This is a genomic window from Paraburkholderia atlantica, assembly GCF_000092885.1.
Classification (GTDB): domain Bacteria; phylum Pseudomonadota; class Gammaproteobacteria; order Burkholderiales; family Burkholderiaceae; genus Paraburkholderia; species Paraburkholderia atlantica.
This window is the reverse complement of record NC_014118.1, coordinates 2,121,782-2,137,535: the sequence shown is the minus strand read 5'-3', so window position 1 is coordinate 2,137,535 and position 15,754 is coordinate 2,121,782. Positions and strand designations below refer to the sequence as shown.

Here is a 15,754-nt window from a genome sequence, read left to right as displayed (position 1 = left end):
GGCTTTCCCGCGAAGAATTCTCGCAAGCGTTAAATAACGAAACCGGACGGCGCGCGGTTTGCCCGCGCGCCGTTCACATCATTGCCGCACGACCGGCGGCGGCTGCCAGCTGCCGTCGGTGGCTTGCGGCTTCGGCGCATACAGCCGCAGCACCAGTTGCATATCCGCGCGCGGTGCGGGCAGCCAGTTGCCGGTGCGGCTGCGCGTCGACGACACGACCACGTCGAGCGAACCATCGCGATTGCGGCGCGCGCCATTGCGATCGCCAACCGCGAGCCGCGCCGGCGCGTTCTCGCTCAGCGCGCCATCCTTCGTGTACGCGGTGATCGTCCAGAATCCGCGCACCGGCGGCAGCTGGTTCGCCGCGAAGTGGATCACGTAGCGATTCGCGCCGTTCAGCGTGTTGCCGTCGCTGTCCTGCGTGACGACCGCGCGGACTTCGTCATCCTTCGTTCCGATCCCCAACTGCGCGCTCGCCGCATAGGCGCGCAATCCATAGTCGGGACCATAGTTGCCGACGGCGTCGCCGAACCAGCTCCAGCCGTTCGCGCTCAGCAGATTCGACGGCGGCGTCGCGACGCGCTCGCGACCGTCGGCGAGACCGGCCGCGAGCACATTGGACGACTTCGGCAGCTTCACGGGATCGCCCGGCGTCACGCCGAGGTCGGCGAGGAATTTGAGCGCGTGCGGATCGGCCGGTGTCGGCGGATTGTCAGGCAATGCGTCGGCAAGACGGCCGAAAAAGGCGCTCGCGTCGAGCGCGGCGACCTGCTGAGCCGGCGTGCGGCTCGGGCCCGCGACGCCGCTTGCGTAACCGCGCGGCGGCACCGCCGGCTCCGCGTCGCCGACGAACACGCTCAGCGGTTCGAGACGGATCGCCTGCTGCAGCTTGCGCACCGCGTTCAAATCGCGCGCGCCGCCGGACTGGATGCGCACGCTGATCCATGCATTGCGGGTCGGCACCTCGACGCGCTTCGCGCCCTTCGGCAACTCGCCGTTCCAGCCCGGTGCGACGAACGCGATCGTCTGCGCGCGCAGGCCCTTCGCGGTGCCTGTGCCCGCGGCGAGCTGCGGCCCGGTCGACCACGCGACGTTGGTCCACATGTCGAGCACGCGCGCATCGACGTAACGGCCATGTGAATCAGGTAGCGCGAGGATCACCGGCTCGGTGGCAAGGTCCAGCCAGCCGGTCGAATCGAGCGTGTCGAGGCTCGGCTGCGGCGGGTTGGTCGCGCCGATCGGCGGCAGCGCTTGTGCGTGACGCAGCGTGTTGAAAGGCGCCTGGCCCGGCTCGGTGCCGACCGCCGCATCGCGCGCGGCACTCATCAGCACGAGCGGATAGCCGAATACGTACGAGTCGGCGACTTCGTCCTTGACCCAGCCGTTGCTTTGTTGCGTGGCAGTGGGGGTCGACGCGCAGCTGGCCAGCAGTGCGAGACCCGCGAGCGATCCGCAGGTTCGTTGCAGCAAAAACAGTTCTCGGAGATTTTTTATCATTCGTTCAGAGTGCGGAGCGTGCAGTCCTATATGAGATGCCGGTATGCAGCGCCACGTGCATGCGCAGTTCTCCCGAAACACTGCGCAGCGAGTCCGCGGATTGCGATTCCGACAACCTCGCGTTGTATCGTATCCTTGCTAGCCAGGCAAGCACAAAGCAGGGAATTGCATCTGGCGGCGCGCAGCGGATACCCGAGGGAGCATTCAGCGTCGTTGCCACATTATGTTCCCTCGCCAACGGCTCGCGCGAGCGCGTCATGCTTTTTGATTTGCGGGTCCGGCGAACAGCCTTCTTGCCGGTTCGCCCCTACTCTTTCGTCGTCCTGCATTCGGAGCGTTTCAATGTACATGCCCGCCCATTTCGAAGAGAACCGTCCAGAGGTTCTTCACCGCCTGATCGCCGAGCACCCGTTCGGCGCGCTGATTACGCACGGCCCCAATGGGCTCGATGCGAATCATTTGCCGTTCGAGGCGCAGGCGGACGCGGCGGATTCGTCACGACTGGTACTGCGCGCGCACGTCGCGCGGGCGAACCCGGTCTGGCAGGAAGCCGCGGCTAGTCCCGAAGCGCTCGTGATCTTCCAGGGGCCCACCGCCTATATTTCGCCGAGCTGGTACCCCAGCAAACACGAAACGCACAAGCAGGTGCCGACCTACAACTATATGGTCGTGCATGCGCATGGCAGGATTGTGGTGCATGACGATGAATCGTTCGTGCGCGGCCTCGTCGCGCGACTCACCCGCAAGATGGAAGCCGGCGAGCCGGTGCCGTGGAAGATGGGCGACGCGCCGGCCGACTACATCGCACAGATGCTCGGCGCGATCGTCGGTATCGAGATCGAGGTGACGCGCCTCGTCGGCAAATGGAAGCTCGGCCAGAACAAGGCGGCCGAAGACCGGCGCGGCGCGGCGCAAACGCTGCTCGCGCGCGACGGCGATCAACAGAAAGCGGTGGGACAGGCGATGCTCGATGCGCCGCCGGCGTTTTGACGGCGGCCGCATAATCCGGTCTTGACCTTCCCATCATGGGAAGGTCGATACTGGCTTCACCATGCGGCCCAATGCCGCCACGAGCCTTGCCTGCCATGACCGGACTTGCCAACCCGCAGCGCCCCGCCGACGCTGCCGCCCCATCTTCACCCACGCGCGTCGTCGAACTCGACATCGGCGGGATGACTTGCGCGTCGTGCGCGAGCCGCGTCGAAAAAGCGCTGACCAAGCTGCCGGGAGTGGCGCGCGCATCGGTGAATCTCGCAACCGAGCGCGCCCGCGTGGAAAGCGACGCGACGCTCGGGCCTCAGCAACTGGCCGACGCCGTGCGCAAGGCCGGATACGAAGCGACGCCGGTCGCGAACGCCGATGTCGCCGAACAGACAATCGCGACGCAAACCACGACACCCGCCGTCACGCCGCTAAGCACTGAACTGGAGATCGGAGGCATGACCTGCGCCGCCTGCGCGTTGCGCGTTGAAAAGGCGCTCGCGAAGGTGCCTGGCGTCGCGCGCGCGTCGGTCAATCTGGCAACCGAAACCGCCATCGTTCATCAGCAAGGCACCGCATCCGCCGATGCCGCCGCGCTGATCGCCGCCGTCAGGAAAGCCGGCTACGAAGCGACGCTGAGCGCGCCGCCTGCTGCTGTCGCTCCGGTCGAGACGACGGCAGCTACGGCCGCCTCGACCGGCGACGTCAGCGACATCGTCGACACGACGCACGCCCCCGCCGTCGACCGCAAGCAGATTCGAACCCGCCGCGACCTCGCGAGCGTCGTCGCCTCCGCGCTGCTGACGCTGCCGCTCGTCGCGCCGATGTTCGGCGAATGGTTCGGCCTGCACGCAATGTTGCCGGCGTGGCCGCAGTTCGTGCTCGCGTCGATCGTCCAGTTCGTGTTCGGCGCGCGCTTCTATCGCGCCGCCTGGCGCGCGGTGCGCGCCGGCGCGGGCAACATGGACCTGCTGGTCGCGCTCGGCACATCGGCGGCGTACGGCGTCAGCGTCTACGAACTCGCGGTGCATCCGGGCGACACGATGCATCTGTACTTCGAGGCATCGGCGGTCGTGATCACGCTGGTGCGCTTCGGCAAATGGCTCGAGGCACGCGCGAAGCGCCAGACCACCGACGCGATCCGCGCGCTCAACGCGCTGCGCCCCGAACGGGCGCGCATTCGCGACGGCGCGGGCGAACGCGAGGTGCCGCTCGCACAGGTGCGGGTCGGCACCATCGTGATCGTGCGGCCGGGCGAACGCGTGCCGGTCGACGGTGCGGTGCTCGAAGGCCGCACACATATCGACGAAGCGCTGATCACCGGCGAAAGCCTGCCGGTGCCGAAGCAGACCGGCGACGCCGTCACGGCCGGCTCGATCAACGGCGAAGGCGCGCTCGTGGTGACGACCACCGCGATCGGCGCAGAGACGACGCTCGCGCGCATCATCCGGCTCGTCGAGAGCGCGCAGGCTGAGAAGGCGCCGATCCAGCGGCTCGTCGACCGCGTCAGTGAGGTCTTCGTGCCGGCGATTCTCGCGCTCGCCGCGCTGACGCTGATCGGCTGGTTGATCGCCGGCGCGGGCGCGGAAACCGCGATCCTGAACGCGGTCGCGGTGCTGGTGATTGCCTGCCCGTGCGCGCTCGGACTCGCGACACCCGCCGCGATCATGGCCGGCACCGGCGTCGCCGCGCGCCACGGCGTGCTGATCAAGGACGCGGAAGCGCTCGAAATCGCGCATCGCGTGTCGATCGTCGCGTTCGACAAAACCGGCACGCTGACGCTCGGCCAGCCATCGGTCACGGCGTTCGAGCCGGTCGGCAGCACGGGCCGCGACGAAGCGCTCGCGCTCGCGGCGGCAGTGCAGCGGCATAGCGACCATCCGCTGGCGCGAGCGGTGGTGCGCGCGCACGAGGCTCAACTCGGGCACATGGCCGGCGAATACAAAGGCGGGCCAAGCGCCACCGCCGCTCGCGCCGTCGCCGGCCGGGGTGTCGAAGCCGACGTCGACGGCCGCACGCTCGCGCTCGGCAGCACCCGCTGGCTGCGCGAGCTCGACATTGCTCTGCCGACCGCGCTCTCCGACCGCGCAAAGGAACTCGAAGCGGCGGGCAACACGGTGTCATGGCTGATGACGCGCGCGCCCGACTCCCCCGAAGCGCTCGCGCTGATCGCGTTCGGCGACACGGTGAAGCCGAGCGCGCGCGCTGCCGTCGCGCGGCTCGCGCAAATGGGCATCCGCAGCGTGCTCGTGACCGGCGATAACCACGGCAGTGCGGCGAGCGTCGCGCGGGCGCTCGGCATCGACGAATCCCACGCCGAGGTGCTGCCCGACGACAAGGCCCGCGTGATCCGCGACCTGAAGATGCGCCACGCCGGCATCGTCGCGATGGCGGGCGACGGCATCAACGACGCGCCCGCGCTAGCCGCCGCCGACATCGGCATCGCGATGGCAACCGGCACCGACGTCGCCATGCACGCCGCCGGCATCACGCTGATGCGCGGCGACCCGGCGCTGGTCGCCGATGCGATCGACATCTCGCGCAAAACCTGGCGCAAGATCCAGCAGAACCTGTTCTGGGCATTCGTGTACAACCTGATCGGCATTCCGCTGGCCGCGTTCGGCTTGCTCAATCCGATGCTCGCGGGCGCGGCGATGGCGTTTTCGAGCGTCAGCGTCGTCACCAATGCGCTGCTGCTGCGGACGTGGCGCACAGCGCCCGGTCGCGCGGTCGATCAGGCGCGCTGAGCCGCGCAGGAACACCTTCCCGCTAGTCCTTTTTTGGGGGCCCGTTGCGGCCCCTTTCAGCCTGTTGCGGCCGGCTTTCATTCACCCTCAAGCCCGCCGTCTCCCAAGCCGTAAACCAATCAATCGATGCCGATCGAGGCCACGCCCGACGAGCATCGCCTATCCCCATTTCACGCCCGCCCATGAAATCACTCTTCTCGCGCCGCGCCAGCGTCGGCGTACGGCTTGCCGTGCTCTCGTGCGTACTGGTCGCCGTAATTTTCAGCAGCTTCGCGTGGGCGCTCGCACGCGCCGCCGGCGACCAGGTGCGCGACCAGGTGCTCGCGCGCATCGCCGAAAAAGACCGCTCGATCGCCGCGATGATCGCACTGTTCGACAAGGCGCTGTCGGCCGAGGTCGATCGGTCGATGACGCTATTCGCGAGCTTCCTGCCCACCGACTTCTCGCTCGACGACACGCAGAAAGTCGACATCGGCGGCACCCCGACGCCGACTTTCAAAGCCGGCGACAAGATGCTGAACCTCGACTTCACGATTCCCGACCAGTTCCTGCAACGCAGCGGCGCGATCGCGACCATCTTTGCGCGCAGCGGCGACGACTTCGTGCGCGTGACCACGTCGCTGAAGAAGCAGGACGGCACCCGCGCGATCGGCACGCTGCTCGACCGCAAGGGGCCCGCGTATGCGCCGCTGCTCGCGAACCGCACGTACACCGGCCTCGCCGCGCTGTTCGGCAAGCGCATGATCACGCAGTACAAGCCGATCACCGACGCGAGCGGCCGCGTGATCGGCGCGCTGTTCGTCGGCGTCGACGTGGACAAGGAAATCCAGTCGGTCCAGGATGGCATCCGCTCGCTGAAGATCGGCGCGAGCGGCTATTACTTCGTGCTCGACGCGTCGAGCGGCGCGGAGCGCGGCAAGCTGCTCGTGCATCCGGCCGCCGCGGGCCAGAAAGCCGACGACGCGAACGCACCGTATCAGCGCATGCTCGACATGAAGCAGGGCGAGCTCGACTACCGCTCGGCCGACGCGACGCTCGCCGAGAGTGACGCGCGCGACAAGTTCGTGTCGTTCGTCACGGTACCGGAGTGGCAGTGGCTCGTCGGCGGCGTCGCGCCGCGCGACGAAGTGATGGCCGACGTCGTGCGCACCCGCAACCAATTCCTGCTGCTCGGCCTCGCGCTGGTCGGCCTGTTCGCGATCGTGTTCCTCATCGCGGTGCGGCGGCTCGTCAGCCGTCCGCTCGACGAAGCCGCGCGTGCGTCCGAGCGTCTCGCCGCGGGCGATCTGAGCGTACGCGTCGCACAGCACGGCCGCGCCCGCGCCGACGAGATCGGCCGCCTGATGCAGGCGATCGACGGCATCGGCGAAGGACTCGCGCGCATCGTCGCGCAGGTGCGCAACGCGTCGGCCGACATGTCGGCGGGCACCGAGAAAATCGCCGCCGGCAGCGGCAACATCGCGATGCGCATCGCGACCCAGGCAAGCAGCCTCGAGGAAACCGCGGCGAGCATGGAGCAGATCACGTCGACCGTGCAACAAAACGCCGATCACGCGACCGAGGCCAATACGCTCGTCACGCAAGCCTCCGACGCCGCGCTCGAAGGCGGCCGCGCGGTCGAACGCGTGGTCTCGACGATGGGCGAGATCGGCCGCTCGTCGCAGAAGATCGCCGAGATCACGACGGTGATCGAGGGCATCGCCTTCCAGACCAACATCCTTGCGCTGAATGCGGCCGTCGAAGCGGCGCGCGCGGGCGAGCACGGCAAGGGCTTCGCGGTCGTCGCGTCGGAAGTTCGCGCGCTCGCGCAGCGCAGCGCGGCGGCGGTGAAAGAGATCGAGGGAGTGATTGCGGCGTCGAGCGCCAACGTCGACAGCGGCTTTCGGATTGCCGAAGAAGCGAGCGCGACGATGCAGGGAATCGTCACTCAGGTCGGTCAGGTCCGCGCGATCATGAGCGAGATCAACGTCGCGTCGCGCGAGCAGTCGGGCGGCATCGAGCAGGTCAACCGGGCGGTCACGCAGATCGGCGAGGCGACGCAGCAGAATGCAACGATCGTCGTCGATGCGGAAACCGCGGCGGCCGAGTTGCGCGAGCAGGCTGCGCGGCTCGCGCAACTGGTCAGCGTGTTCAAGCTGGAAGGCGAGCGCGGCTAACGGATCTGCTTACTGCGGGCGGCGACGCACGCCGCCCGCCGCGCTCAGAACTCGACATCCAGCTCGTCGATCTCCTCGACCTCCTGCCGCGCGAGCGCGATCCACTCATGCATTTCGGGCAGCGCCATGATGTGCTGCCCGTATTCGACGATATCCGGATCGAGTTGCACGTCATAGGTCACGAAACGCGTGACCACCGGCGCGTACATCGCGTCCGCCGCGGTCCGCTCGCCGAACAGGAACGGGCCGCCGTACTCCTTCAGGCATTCGCGCCAGATCGTCACGATCCGCTCGATATCCGATTGCGCACGGGCCCAGACCTTGAAGCCCGGGAAATGCGCCTTCAGGTTCATCGGCAACGCCGAGCGCAACGACGCAAACCCCGAATGCATCTCGCCGCAGATCGAGCGGCAATGCGCGCGGGCGCGGATCTCGTGCGGCAACAGCGCGGCTTGCGGGTTCAGCTCGTTCAGATATTCGGCGATCGCCAGTGTGTCCCAGACCTTGACGCCGTCGTGCACGAGGCACGGCACCAGAATCGACGGCGAGAGCAGCAGAAGTTCGGCGCGCGTCGCGGGGTCGTCGATCGGCACCACGATCTCTTCGAACGGCAAGCCGCTGAACTTCGTCAGCAGCCAGCCGCGCAGCGACCACGACGAATAGTTCCTGCTGCTAATCGTGAGCGTAGTATTTCCCATGCGTGTGTCCTCCAGATCGGGTATCGCGCCGCGCGTGCCTGCAGGTATGCACGCCGCGGTGCGCGCACGCACCAAAGCGCGGCAAGGCCGGCCCGTTTCGCCTACGCACGCAAATGATATGCCGACGCACGCGGACATACCGTGACACACCGGGCAACGCGCGCCAGCGCCTGGCGCATCACTTGCTTTTATTCGGGTTCCTGTTCTTCCGGCGCATTCGAGTGAAAGTATGAATCTGTTCGCCTATCCCGCCTATCAGGCCTGCGCCGACATGCTGCTACCGCTGCGACACGGCGCGGCGCTGGGGAACCACTCGCTCGATGCGTGGCCCGCATTCGCGGCTACGCCCCACGGACGCTCGCTGCGCGCGACCTGCGAACTGCTGATACTCGGCGGACTCACGCCGAAGCGGCCGCCGTTCGGCATCGACAGCGTCGTCACCGAAGGCGAGCCGGTCGCGGTGGTCGAGGAAGTCGTCGCACGCACGCCGTTCTGCTCGTTGCTGCATTTTCGCAAGGACGCCGTGCTTTCGACGCCGCAGCCGCGCGTGCTGATGATCGCGCCGATGTCGGGACACTTCGCGACGCTGTTGCGCGCAACCGTGCGCACTATGCTGCCCGAGCACGACGTCTATATCACCGACTGGCACAACCCGCGCGACGTGCCGCTCGGCGAAGGCCGCTTCGGCTTCGACGAATTCGTGCGCCACGTGATCGACTTCACCGCGACGATCGGGTCCGGCACGCATCTGCTCGCGGTGTGCCAACCGACCGTCGCGGCGCTCGCGGCCGTCGCGCTAATGGCCGCCGACGACCATCCCGCGCAGCCGGCCAGCATGACGCTGATGGCTGGTCCGATCGACACGCGCATCAATCCGACCCGTGTCAACGAACTGGCGAGGAGCCGGCCGATCGAGTGGTTCGAGCGCAACCTGATCAGCGCGGTGCCGTTCGGCTTTGCCGGCGCGCAGCGTCGCGTGTATCCGGGCTTCGTTCAGTTGGCCTCGTTCATGGCGATGAATCCGGGCCGCCACGCCGACTCGTTCGAAACGATGTACTACGAGCGCGGCAAGGGTGATCCGCAAAAAGCCGACACGATTCGCACGTTCTACGAAGAGTACTTCGCGACGATGGATCTGACGGCCGACTTCTATCTGGAAACCGTCGACACGGTTTTTCAGCAGCATGCGCTGCCGCTGCGCGCGCTCGAAGTCGAGGGGCGGCTGGTCGAGCCGTCGAAGATTCGCCGCACCGCATTGCTGACCGTGGAAGGCGAAAAGGACGATATCTGCGCGGTCGGTCAGACGCTCGCCGCGCAGGACATGTGCGATCGTCTGCGGCCGTATCTGAAGACGCATCACGTGCAAACGGGCGTCGGACACTACGGCGTGTTCAGCGGACGTCGATGGGAGCGGCACATTTATCCGCGCGTGCGGGCCGTGATTTACGACAACGAACCGCGCGCAGTGGTCGTCAGTTCGCGCGCGCGTCCGATCCAGCCGGTGCCCGCGGCGACCGCGGCGGAGGTCACGGCGGCCGCGCCGGTCGCGGCCTCGGTTGTCGGGGTGGAAGTGGATGCACCCGTAGGCGGGAGCGGCAACAGCGATTGCGCGGCCCAATCGTCCGCGCAGTCCTCACGCAAGCCGCCGTCCGCGACGCCCTGAGCGTTCAGGCCGTTGGCCGGATCATCTGGAACATTTCACCGATCTGCGCATAGTCGGCGCGATAACCCGCGCGCATGATCGGCTGTGCGGCATGCGTGTCGAACAGGCCGTCCTTCAGATAAGCCTCGTCGATATGCACGCCGACCACCTGGCCGAGCGACAGATAGTTGTCCATCGGTTTGCCGTCGACGGCATGCAGACGCACGATCTGCAGCAGCTTGCATTCGAGCGCGGCCGGCGATTCGGCCACGTGCGGCACCGCGACGTTGCGGCCCGGCGCGGGCGTGAGCCCGGCCAGTGCGAACTCGTCGACGTGCGGTGCGACCGGCGCCGACGAGCGGTTCATCTGCTCGGCGAGCGGCCGGGTGGCGAGATTCCACACGAATTCACCGGTCGCCTCGATGTTGGCAACGCTGTCCTTGCGGCCCTCGCTGCAAAAACCGATGATCGGCGGAAAGGTCGCGAACGCGCCGAAAAAGCTGTATGGCGCGAGATTGAGCGTGCCGTCGGCATCGCGCGACGAAATCCAGCCGATCAGCCGCGGCGCGACGATCGCCTTGAAAGGATCGTGCGGCAGGCCGTGACCGGCGGCGGGGTCATAGAAGTAGTGAGACATGACTTGGCCCGGGGTTGGCTTGAGACTCGTGTGATGGGTGGCGCAAAAAGCGGCGCAGAAGCGGTACGGAACGGCTATTTATACAGCACTAGCCGCGCCCGATCACGCGCTTGCGCCCCTCCTTGACCCGCGCGATGCGCGCCTCGTCCCAGTCATGAAAACCCGCGCCGCTGCGCACGCCGACCCGCCCCGCGTCGACCTGCGCGCGCAGCAGATCGATCACGTCCTCGGCCTTTGCGAGTTGCGGCATCAGATGCGACGCGATGTCGACGAACGTGTCGAGTCCACCCATATCCGCGCTTTCGAACGGTCCGACGACGCCCCAGCGGCGTCCCAGCGAAGCCTTCATCACGCGATCGACGACCTCGGGTGTTGCCGCCCCCGAACGCACAATGTGCAACGCCTCGCGCAGCACCGCGAACTGCAGCCGGTTGCCGACGAAGCCCGGAATCGCCTTCGCGAGCACGACCGGCTCCATCCCGATCGCGCTCATCAGCGCAGCGGTTTGCTGCACGACTTCGGGGGCGGTCTCGGTGCCCGGCACGACCTCGACTAGCGGAATCATGTGCGGCGGGTTCCAGAAATGCGCGATCACGAAGCGTTCTTTCGCGCGAAGCGGGGTGGCGAGCTGGTCGGGCGGGAAGCCGCTGGTGTTGCTCGCGAGGATCGCATCATCGGCGAGCATGCCGGTCAGTGTCGTGTAAAGGCGATGCTTGAGTTCGAGCACTTCGGGAATCGCCTCGATCACGAAGCGCGCTTGCGCGACCGCGTCGAGTTGCACATGCGTTTCGATGCGCGCGAGCGCCGCCTGTTTGGCGGCATCGTCGATCCGGCCCGCGTCGATCAGTTCGTCGAGGACCGCTTGCGCTTTCGGCGCGACGCTCGCGAGCCGGGCCGGATCGACGTCGTGCACGATCGTCCGGTATCCATGCAGCGCGGCCTGCGTCGCAATGCCGACACCCATCAGTCCTGTGCCCACCACACCTATCGCTACATCCTGCGTCGTCTTGTCCACACGCGCTCCCGCAACCATCGATGAAAGTCCCGAAGCATAGCGCAGCACGCCGCATTCCCCCGGTCGGACTTGCAGGCCTAAATGCAACGAAGCCGGCCCTTCCCGTGGAGGGAAGACCGGCTTCGTGGAGTCACGCCGCCTGTTGCGGCGCGATCAGGTGCGCGTTAGTAGCGCGGGGGCGGCGGGCGGTGGTCGTCGCGATAGCCGCCGCGGTGGTGCGGATCGTAGTCGTGCGGATGACGGCGCATCCAGTCGTCGTGCGCCCAGTAGCGGTGGCCGTCCCAGTAACGATCGCCGTGCCAGCCGATGTTGATCGACAAGCCCACCGGCATCATGTGCGGTTGACCGTACACGACCGGCGCCGGGCCGTGGCCGACGATCACGCGGTCTTGCGCGAAGGCGCTACCAGCCGCGACGAGTGCGCCGCCCGCGAGCAGCGTTGCGATCAGCGACCGCGATGCCTTGCCAAAGGTTTTCATCATGACCTCCCGTCAAAGTTTTATTCCAGGCCAGCGTCCGTGTTTGTTCGGATCTTGCGATTCGCTTCCGAACCAGACGCCGTACGCTTGAGACCCACTTTAGCGGCCCGGATCGCATGAAGACGTTAGCACTTGTAAGCGTGCATTTCATAGTTAGGACCGGAGGATGGAAGCGCGGTTTCGCTTTCTTGCTGCATTCAACAAGGCTTACCCGGCGCCGCTGTCGTTCGACCCGCTGAATCGGCGTGAGAGCCGGTTACATTCATTTCGGCCCCGAAATATTCCGCATGGATGCGGACCGATGCAGCAGGCCAGGCGCTGACGCAGCAAGTCTCGTCGCGCAATGGTGCGGTGCGATAAAAATGATCCAAAAAGCAAAAGGCCGCTATTCGCGTTTCGCGAATAGCGGCTTGATGATGAGCGCACCGAGGGTGCGCGCCCCGGCGCGTCGTCTCGCGCTCAGGACGGTACGGCTAGTCTTAGTCCGTCAGCTTGATGCCGAAAAGCGTGGACTGCGCGCGGCGCAGACGTTCGGCTTCACGGGCACGCGCTGCGTACGAGTAGTCCGAATCCAGCGGCAGATGGGGCGACGCAAAGAGGTCGCTGACCTTTTGGAACAGTGCAAAGATGTAGCTCATGGCGACTCCCGGTTAGTGACTGCATTGCTAGGGTTTTCCCTTATTCATGATTATAGGGGTTTCCCCTAGGGAAAAGCTAGTGCAATGCAGCAAAATTTCTCTGCGGCGGGTTGTCGCGATGTCGTTAGGTCGGGATGCGTTGCATCCCGACAACATCCCCCATTTAGCGACCGGACGGGCGGCCGTGCTGGGCGCGAGCGTGCCTCGCGTGGGTCGGCGGGGCGTTGGGCTGGGTGGGCGCGGTGGGGGCGGCGGGCGCGACAGTGGCAGGAGTGACGGCGGGCGCCGACGCGGCATTCGCGGTCGCCGACGCAGCGATCGCGGTATGCGCGTCGAGCAGGCTCACCATCGCCGCTTGCTGGGTCTGCATCATCTGTTGGATGCGCTGTTGCTGGGCCGTCGTCTCGCGCGTGAGGCGCATCAGCAGCAGTGTCTGCGCGATGCCGATCGCCACCGTGACCAGCAGCGCACCGACCACGATCGACAGCATCCATTTCACGCGCCGCGAATGATCGGTCCCGGCGCGGCGCTGATCGGCGATCACACCGTAGAGCGCATCGACTGTATCGGCGAACGCGGTGGCACGCGCGCGGTCGAGTTCCGGTTCCGAGCGGAGCGCGGCGGCGGCCGCGTCGGTGCGGCGCGCTTCACGCCATGACGTGGCGAATCTGGCCTGGTTGTCTGCGGACGCGGGCCGGGGTGTCGTCGAGGACTCGGTGGTCGAGGGCTTGTCGTCCTGTTTCGCCGTTACAGCCTCTGACGAGGTGGGCTGCATGCTCGCGCTGCTGCTTTCGGTCGCGGCGGACGTCGCGGACGAAGCTGGAACCGCCGCCGCGGACGCATCGCGCGATGCCGTCGCGGCTTTCGCGAAGGTCGCGGCGAAACGCTGCCGCGGCTTGCCCGCGCCCGCCGTCGCTGCCGACTCCGCTTCGGCCGCCTGACGCAACGCGGTGACGCTGCGCGCGACGGTCGCGGCGGCCATCGTCGAGCTCAGCGGCGCGGATGATTCGCGCGAAGGCGGGGTGCGTTTGTCGTCGGTGACTGCTTCGGCGTTCGGCGTTGCATCGTCGGGCGCGCCGTGCGCGGGCTTGCTCGCGGGCGCGTCCGCAGTCGCCATCAGCGGCTCGACGTCAAACCCGCTCAACTGCTCGTTCACCGGCATCGGTGCGTCCAGCTTCGTCGCTCGCGGTGTGCGACGCGCGGCCTTGTCGAGCGACGTAGGTTCATCGAATGCGCCGACTGCCTGCAGCACCACATCCGGCAGTTCGAACCCGTGCAGCGTGCCCTGGCGGACGTCGATGTTCATTGCCTCGAGCGTCGCGCGGGTTGGATCGTCGGGGAACAGATCAAGTGTGCTGTCGTCGCGCCCGACGCCGCTCAGTTGCGCGAGGCGTTGCGCCGAGCGCGCCGCACGCGCCAGCTTGTTTTCGGTTTCGGTGGAGACGGCGCCCTGCCGCTGCTTCTTCGAAGCGACGCGCCGGGGCCTGGACTGCGGGAATGCTACGGAATCTGCCATAGAGGAAAAAGCGGTCGTCGCCAGGAACGGGGCGCCGGATGCCGCTCGTCATTGCCGTTGGAATATTTAGAGCCAGCATTGTCGCATGGCGCTCCGCCCGCGCCGAAGCCATTCCCCGACGATTTGCGCGCTTTCGAGCCGCGCGCGCCTTTCACGACCTCGCGTCGTCGCCCCGGAATTCCCGCACGCCCTGCAATTGCCGAAGGCGCGCGCAGATCGACTCGTATTCCGCATTCGACACGCGATGCAGCGTGATGATCACTTCGTCGCACTTGTTCGCAGAGCATTTCGAATGCTTGACTCAAGCTGTCAGCGCGAGGCGTTTGCTTTATGCTAGGCCGCGGACCCCAGCGACCTGGCCGAGCGGAACCCTGAACCGCCACCCTGAACGCCGCCTCGATACACTGCGCACGTTACGCGCCCGAACCAACCGACCATGCCAAGCACGACCCCTCCCCCTGCTTCGACGATCACCGCCGCTAACGCGCTGCGCGAGCACTTCGCGAACGTGGTGCTGCCGATGTGGCGCGGGCCCGGCTTCAACCATGCGTTGCAGCTGCCCTACGAAGCGCTCGACGCCACCGGAGGCGAGCCGCTGCCCGCGCAACGCTATCGAGCGATGGCCTGCGCGCGCCAGTTGTTCACGTTTGCGCAAGCGGGCGACATGGAACACGCACACGTGCTTTTCGATTCGCTAACACGAACCTTTCGGGACACCGAACACGGTGGATGGTTTTACAGCGTCGACGCGCTCGGCGTGCCGCTCGACACGACCAAGGACCTCTACACGCACGCGTTCGTCGTGTTCGCTTGCGCGGAATACGCGCGGCGCTCCGACAACCTCGACGCGCTGAAGCTCGTGCACAGCACGAGCGCGCTGATCCAGTCGAACTTCGCGGCCGACGGCGAGCTGTTCAACGCCGCGCTGAACGTCGACTTTTCGAAGGTCACCGCTACGCCGCTGCAGAATCCGCTGATGCACCTGACCGAAGCGTGGCTCGCCGCCTGCCAGGCGACGCGCGACAACGTCTTCGGCGCCGCGTTGCGCCGCCTCGCTGACGCGGTCGCGCGGCACTTCGTGCATGCGCCGAGCGGCTGCATCGCCGAATTGCCGATCGGGGCGAGCGGCAACCGCCTGGAGCCGGGACATCAGTTCGAGTGGTACTGGCTGGTCAGGCAGGCGGGCGCGCTGTTCGACGGCACGGGGCTCACCGAAGCGCTGGCGCGCGCTTTCGCCTTCGCGCAGCAGCATGGCGTGGACTCGAACAACGGCGGGGTGTGCGCATCGTTAGACGAGGGCGGCAACGTCAGTGACGCGACCCAGCGGATCTGGGCGCAGACGGAATACCTGCGCGCACTCGCCTGTCACGACGATCCGGCCGTGCGCGCGGCGTTGCCGCAACAGATCGCGCGTTTTCAGCGATGCTTTTTGCATGACCAAGGCTGGTTCGAATGCAAGACCTCGAGCGGTGAAGTTGCGCGCGCCGACATGCCGTCGACCACGCCCTATCACCTGGCTACCGCCTATGCGGCGCTGCCCTTGGGTGCCGAATCGGGCGCTGGAACTTAGCTGAATTTGCACATCGATAGATGAAATTCAACGCTCGATCGTCTCAATAACGAGCGGCATGGATGGACGAATATCCGCGGCCGCGTCGCGAGGAAATTTAATGCCGCTGGTAAACCCTGGCGCAAAAAAGTTCTCGTCAGACGTTCTGAAAGCGCGAAAAAACGTCAAAACCGGGGAA

Annotated in this window: 12 protein-coding genes and 1 pseudogene; 5 read left to right on the top strand and 8 right to left on the bottom strand. The window is 66.6% G+C overall.

All coding sequences use genetic code 11. The features are described 5' to 3' along the window. Positions 1 to 78: 78 nt before the first annotated feature. Positions 79 to 1,497: a DUF1254 domain-containing protein gene (locus BC1002_RS25670; RefSeq protein WP_013092920.1), complete on the bottom strand. Its 1,419-nt coding sequence runs from the start codon at positions 1,495 to 1,497 to the stop codon at positions 79 to 81. A gap of 342 nt (positions 1,498 to 1,839) precedes the next feature. On the opposite strand from BC1002_RS25670, the gene BC1002_RS25665 reads away from it, so the two are divergent. The 3 genes from BC1002_RS25665 to BC1002_RS25655 all read left to right on the top strand — a co-directional run bounded on the left by BC1002_RS25665 (position 1,840) and on the right by BC1002_RS25655 (position 7,381). Then, the gene (locus BC1002_RS25665) at positions 1,840 to 2,487 is read left to right on the top strand and encodes an FMN-binding negative transcriptional regulator (RefSeq protein ID WP_013092919.1); all 648 of its coding nucleotides are present in this window, start codon (positions 1,840 to 1,842) and stop codon (positions 2,485 to 2,487) included. 95 nt (positions 2,488 to 2,582) lie between these two features. Then, positions 2,583 to 5,225, top strand: a complete 2,643-nt coding sequence (locus tag BC1002_RS25660) for a heavy metal translocating P-type ATPase (protein ID WP_013092918.1) — start codon at positions 2,583 to 2,585, stop codon at positions 5,223 to 5,225. A 182-nt stretch (positions 5,226 to 5,407) separates the two neighbouring features. Further along, positions 5,408 to 7,381, top strand: coding sequence for a methyl-accepting chemotaxis protein (locus BC1002_RS25655; protein WP_013092917.1), 1,974 nt, complete (start codon positions 5,408 to 5,410; stop codon positions 7,379 to 7,381). Between the two features lie 44 nt (positions 7,382 to 7,425). On the opposite strand, the gene BC1002_RS25650 is transcribed toward BC1002_RS25655, so the two are convergent. Further along, positions 7,426 to 8,079 (bottom strand): glutathione S-transferase family protein, encoded by a 654-nt coding sequence (locus BC1002_RS25650; RefSeq protein WP_013092916.1) that lies wholly within the window; start codon positions 8,077 to 8,079, stop codon positions 7,426 to 7,428. A 229-nt stretch (positions 8,080 to 8,308) separates the two neighbouring features. Between BC1002_RS25650 and BC1002_RS25645 the strand changes: the two genes are divergently transcribed. Then, positions 8,309 to 9,742, top strand: a complete 1,434-nt coding sequence (locus BC1002_RS25645; protein ID WP_013092915.1) for a polyhydroxyalkanoate depolymerase — start codon at positions 8,309 to 8,311, stop codon at positions 9,740 to 9,742. A 4-nt stretch (positions 9,743 to 9,746) separates the two neighbouring features. Here BC1002_RS25645 and BC1002_RS25640 read toward each other — a convergent pair whose 3' ends face one another. The 6 genes and pseudogenes from BC1002_RS25640 to BC1002_RS39065 all read right to left on the bottom strand — a co-directional run. After that, positions 9,747 to 10,358: a flavin reductase family protein gene (locus BC1002_RS25640; RefSeq protein ID WP_013092914.1), complete on the bottom strand. Its 612-nt coding sequence runs from the start codon at positions 10,356 to 10,358 to the stop codon at positions 9,747 to 9,749. Between the two features lie 88 nt (positions 10,359 to 10,446). Then, entirely contained in the window at positions 10,447 to 11,391 is a 945-nt protein-coding gene (locus BC1002_RS25635) for a 3-hydroxyacyl-CoA dehydrogenase family protein (RefSeq protein ID WP_013092913.1), read from the bottom strand. Positions 11,392 to 11,537: 146 nt separating this feature from the next. Continuing rightward, the gene (locus tag BC1002_RS25630) at positions 11,538 to 11,852 is read right to left on the bottom strand and encodes a hypothetical protein (protein ID WP_013092912.1); all 315 of its coding nucleotides are present in this window, start codon (positions 11,850 to 11,852) and stop codon (positions 11,538 to 11,540) included. A gap of 479 nt (positions 11,853 to 12,331) precedes the next feature. Further along, entirely contained in the window at positions 12,332 to 12,490 is a 159-nt protein-coding gene (locus BC1002_RS38510; protein ID WP_013092910.1) for a hypothetical protein, read from the bottom strand. A gap of 163 nt (positions 12,491 to 12,653) precedes the next feature. Continuing rightward, positions 12,654 to 14,006 (bottom strand): hypothetical protein, encoded by a 1,353-nt coding sequence (locus BC1002_RS25625; protein WP_013092909.1) that lies wholly within the window; start codon positions 14,004 to 14,006, stop codon positions 12,654 to 12,656. Positions 14,007 to 14,157: 151 nt separating this feature from the next. After that, positions 14,158 to 14,274: pseudogene (locus BC1002_RS39065) on the bottom strand (MgtC/SapB family protein); the annotation flags it as partial. Between the two features lie 168 nt (positions 14,275 to 14,442). On the opposite strand from BC1002_RS39065, the gene BC1002_RS25620 reads away from it, so the two are divergent. Next, entirely contained in the window at positions 14,443 to 15,576 is a 1,134-nt protein-coding gene (locus BC1002_RS25620; protein ID WP_013092908.1) for an AGE family epimerase/isomerase, read from the top strand. Positions 15,577 to 15,754: the final 178 nt, after the last annotated feature.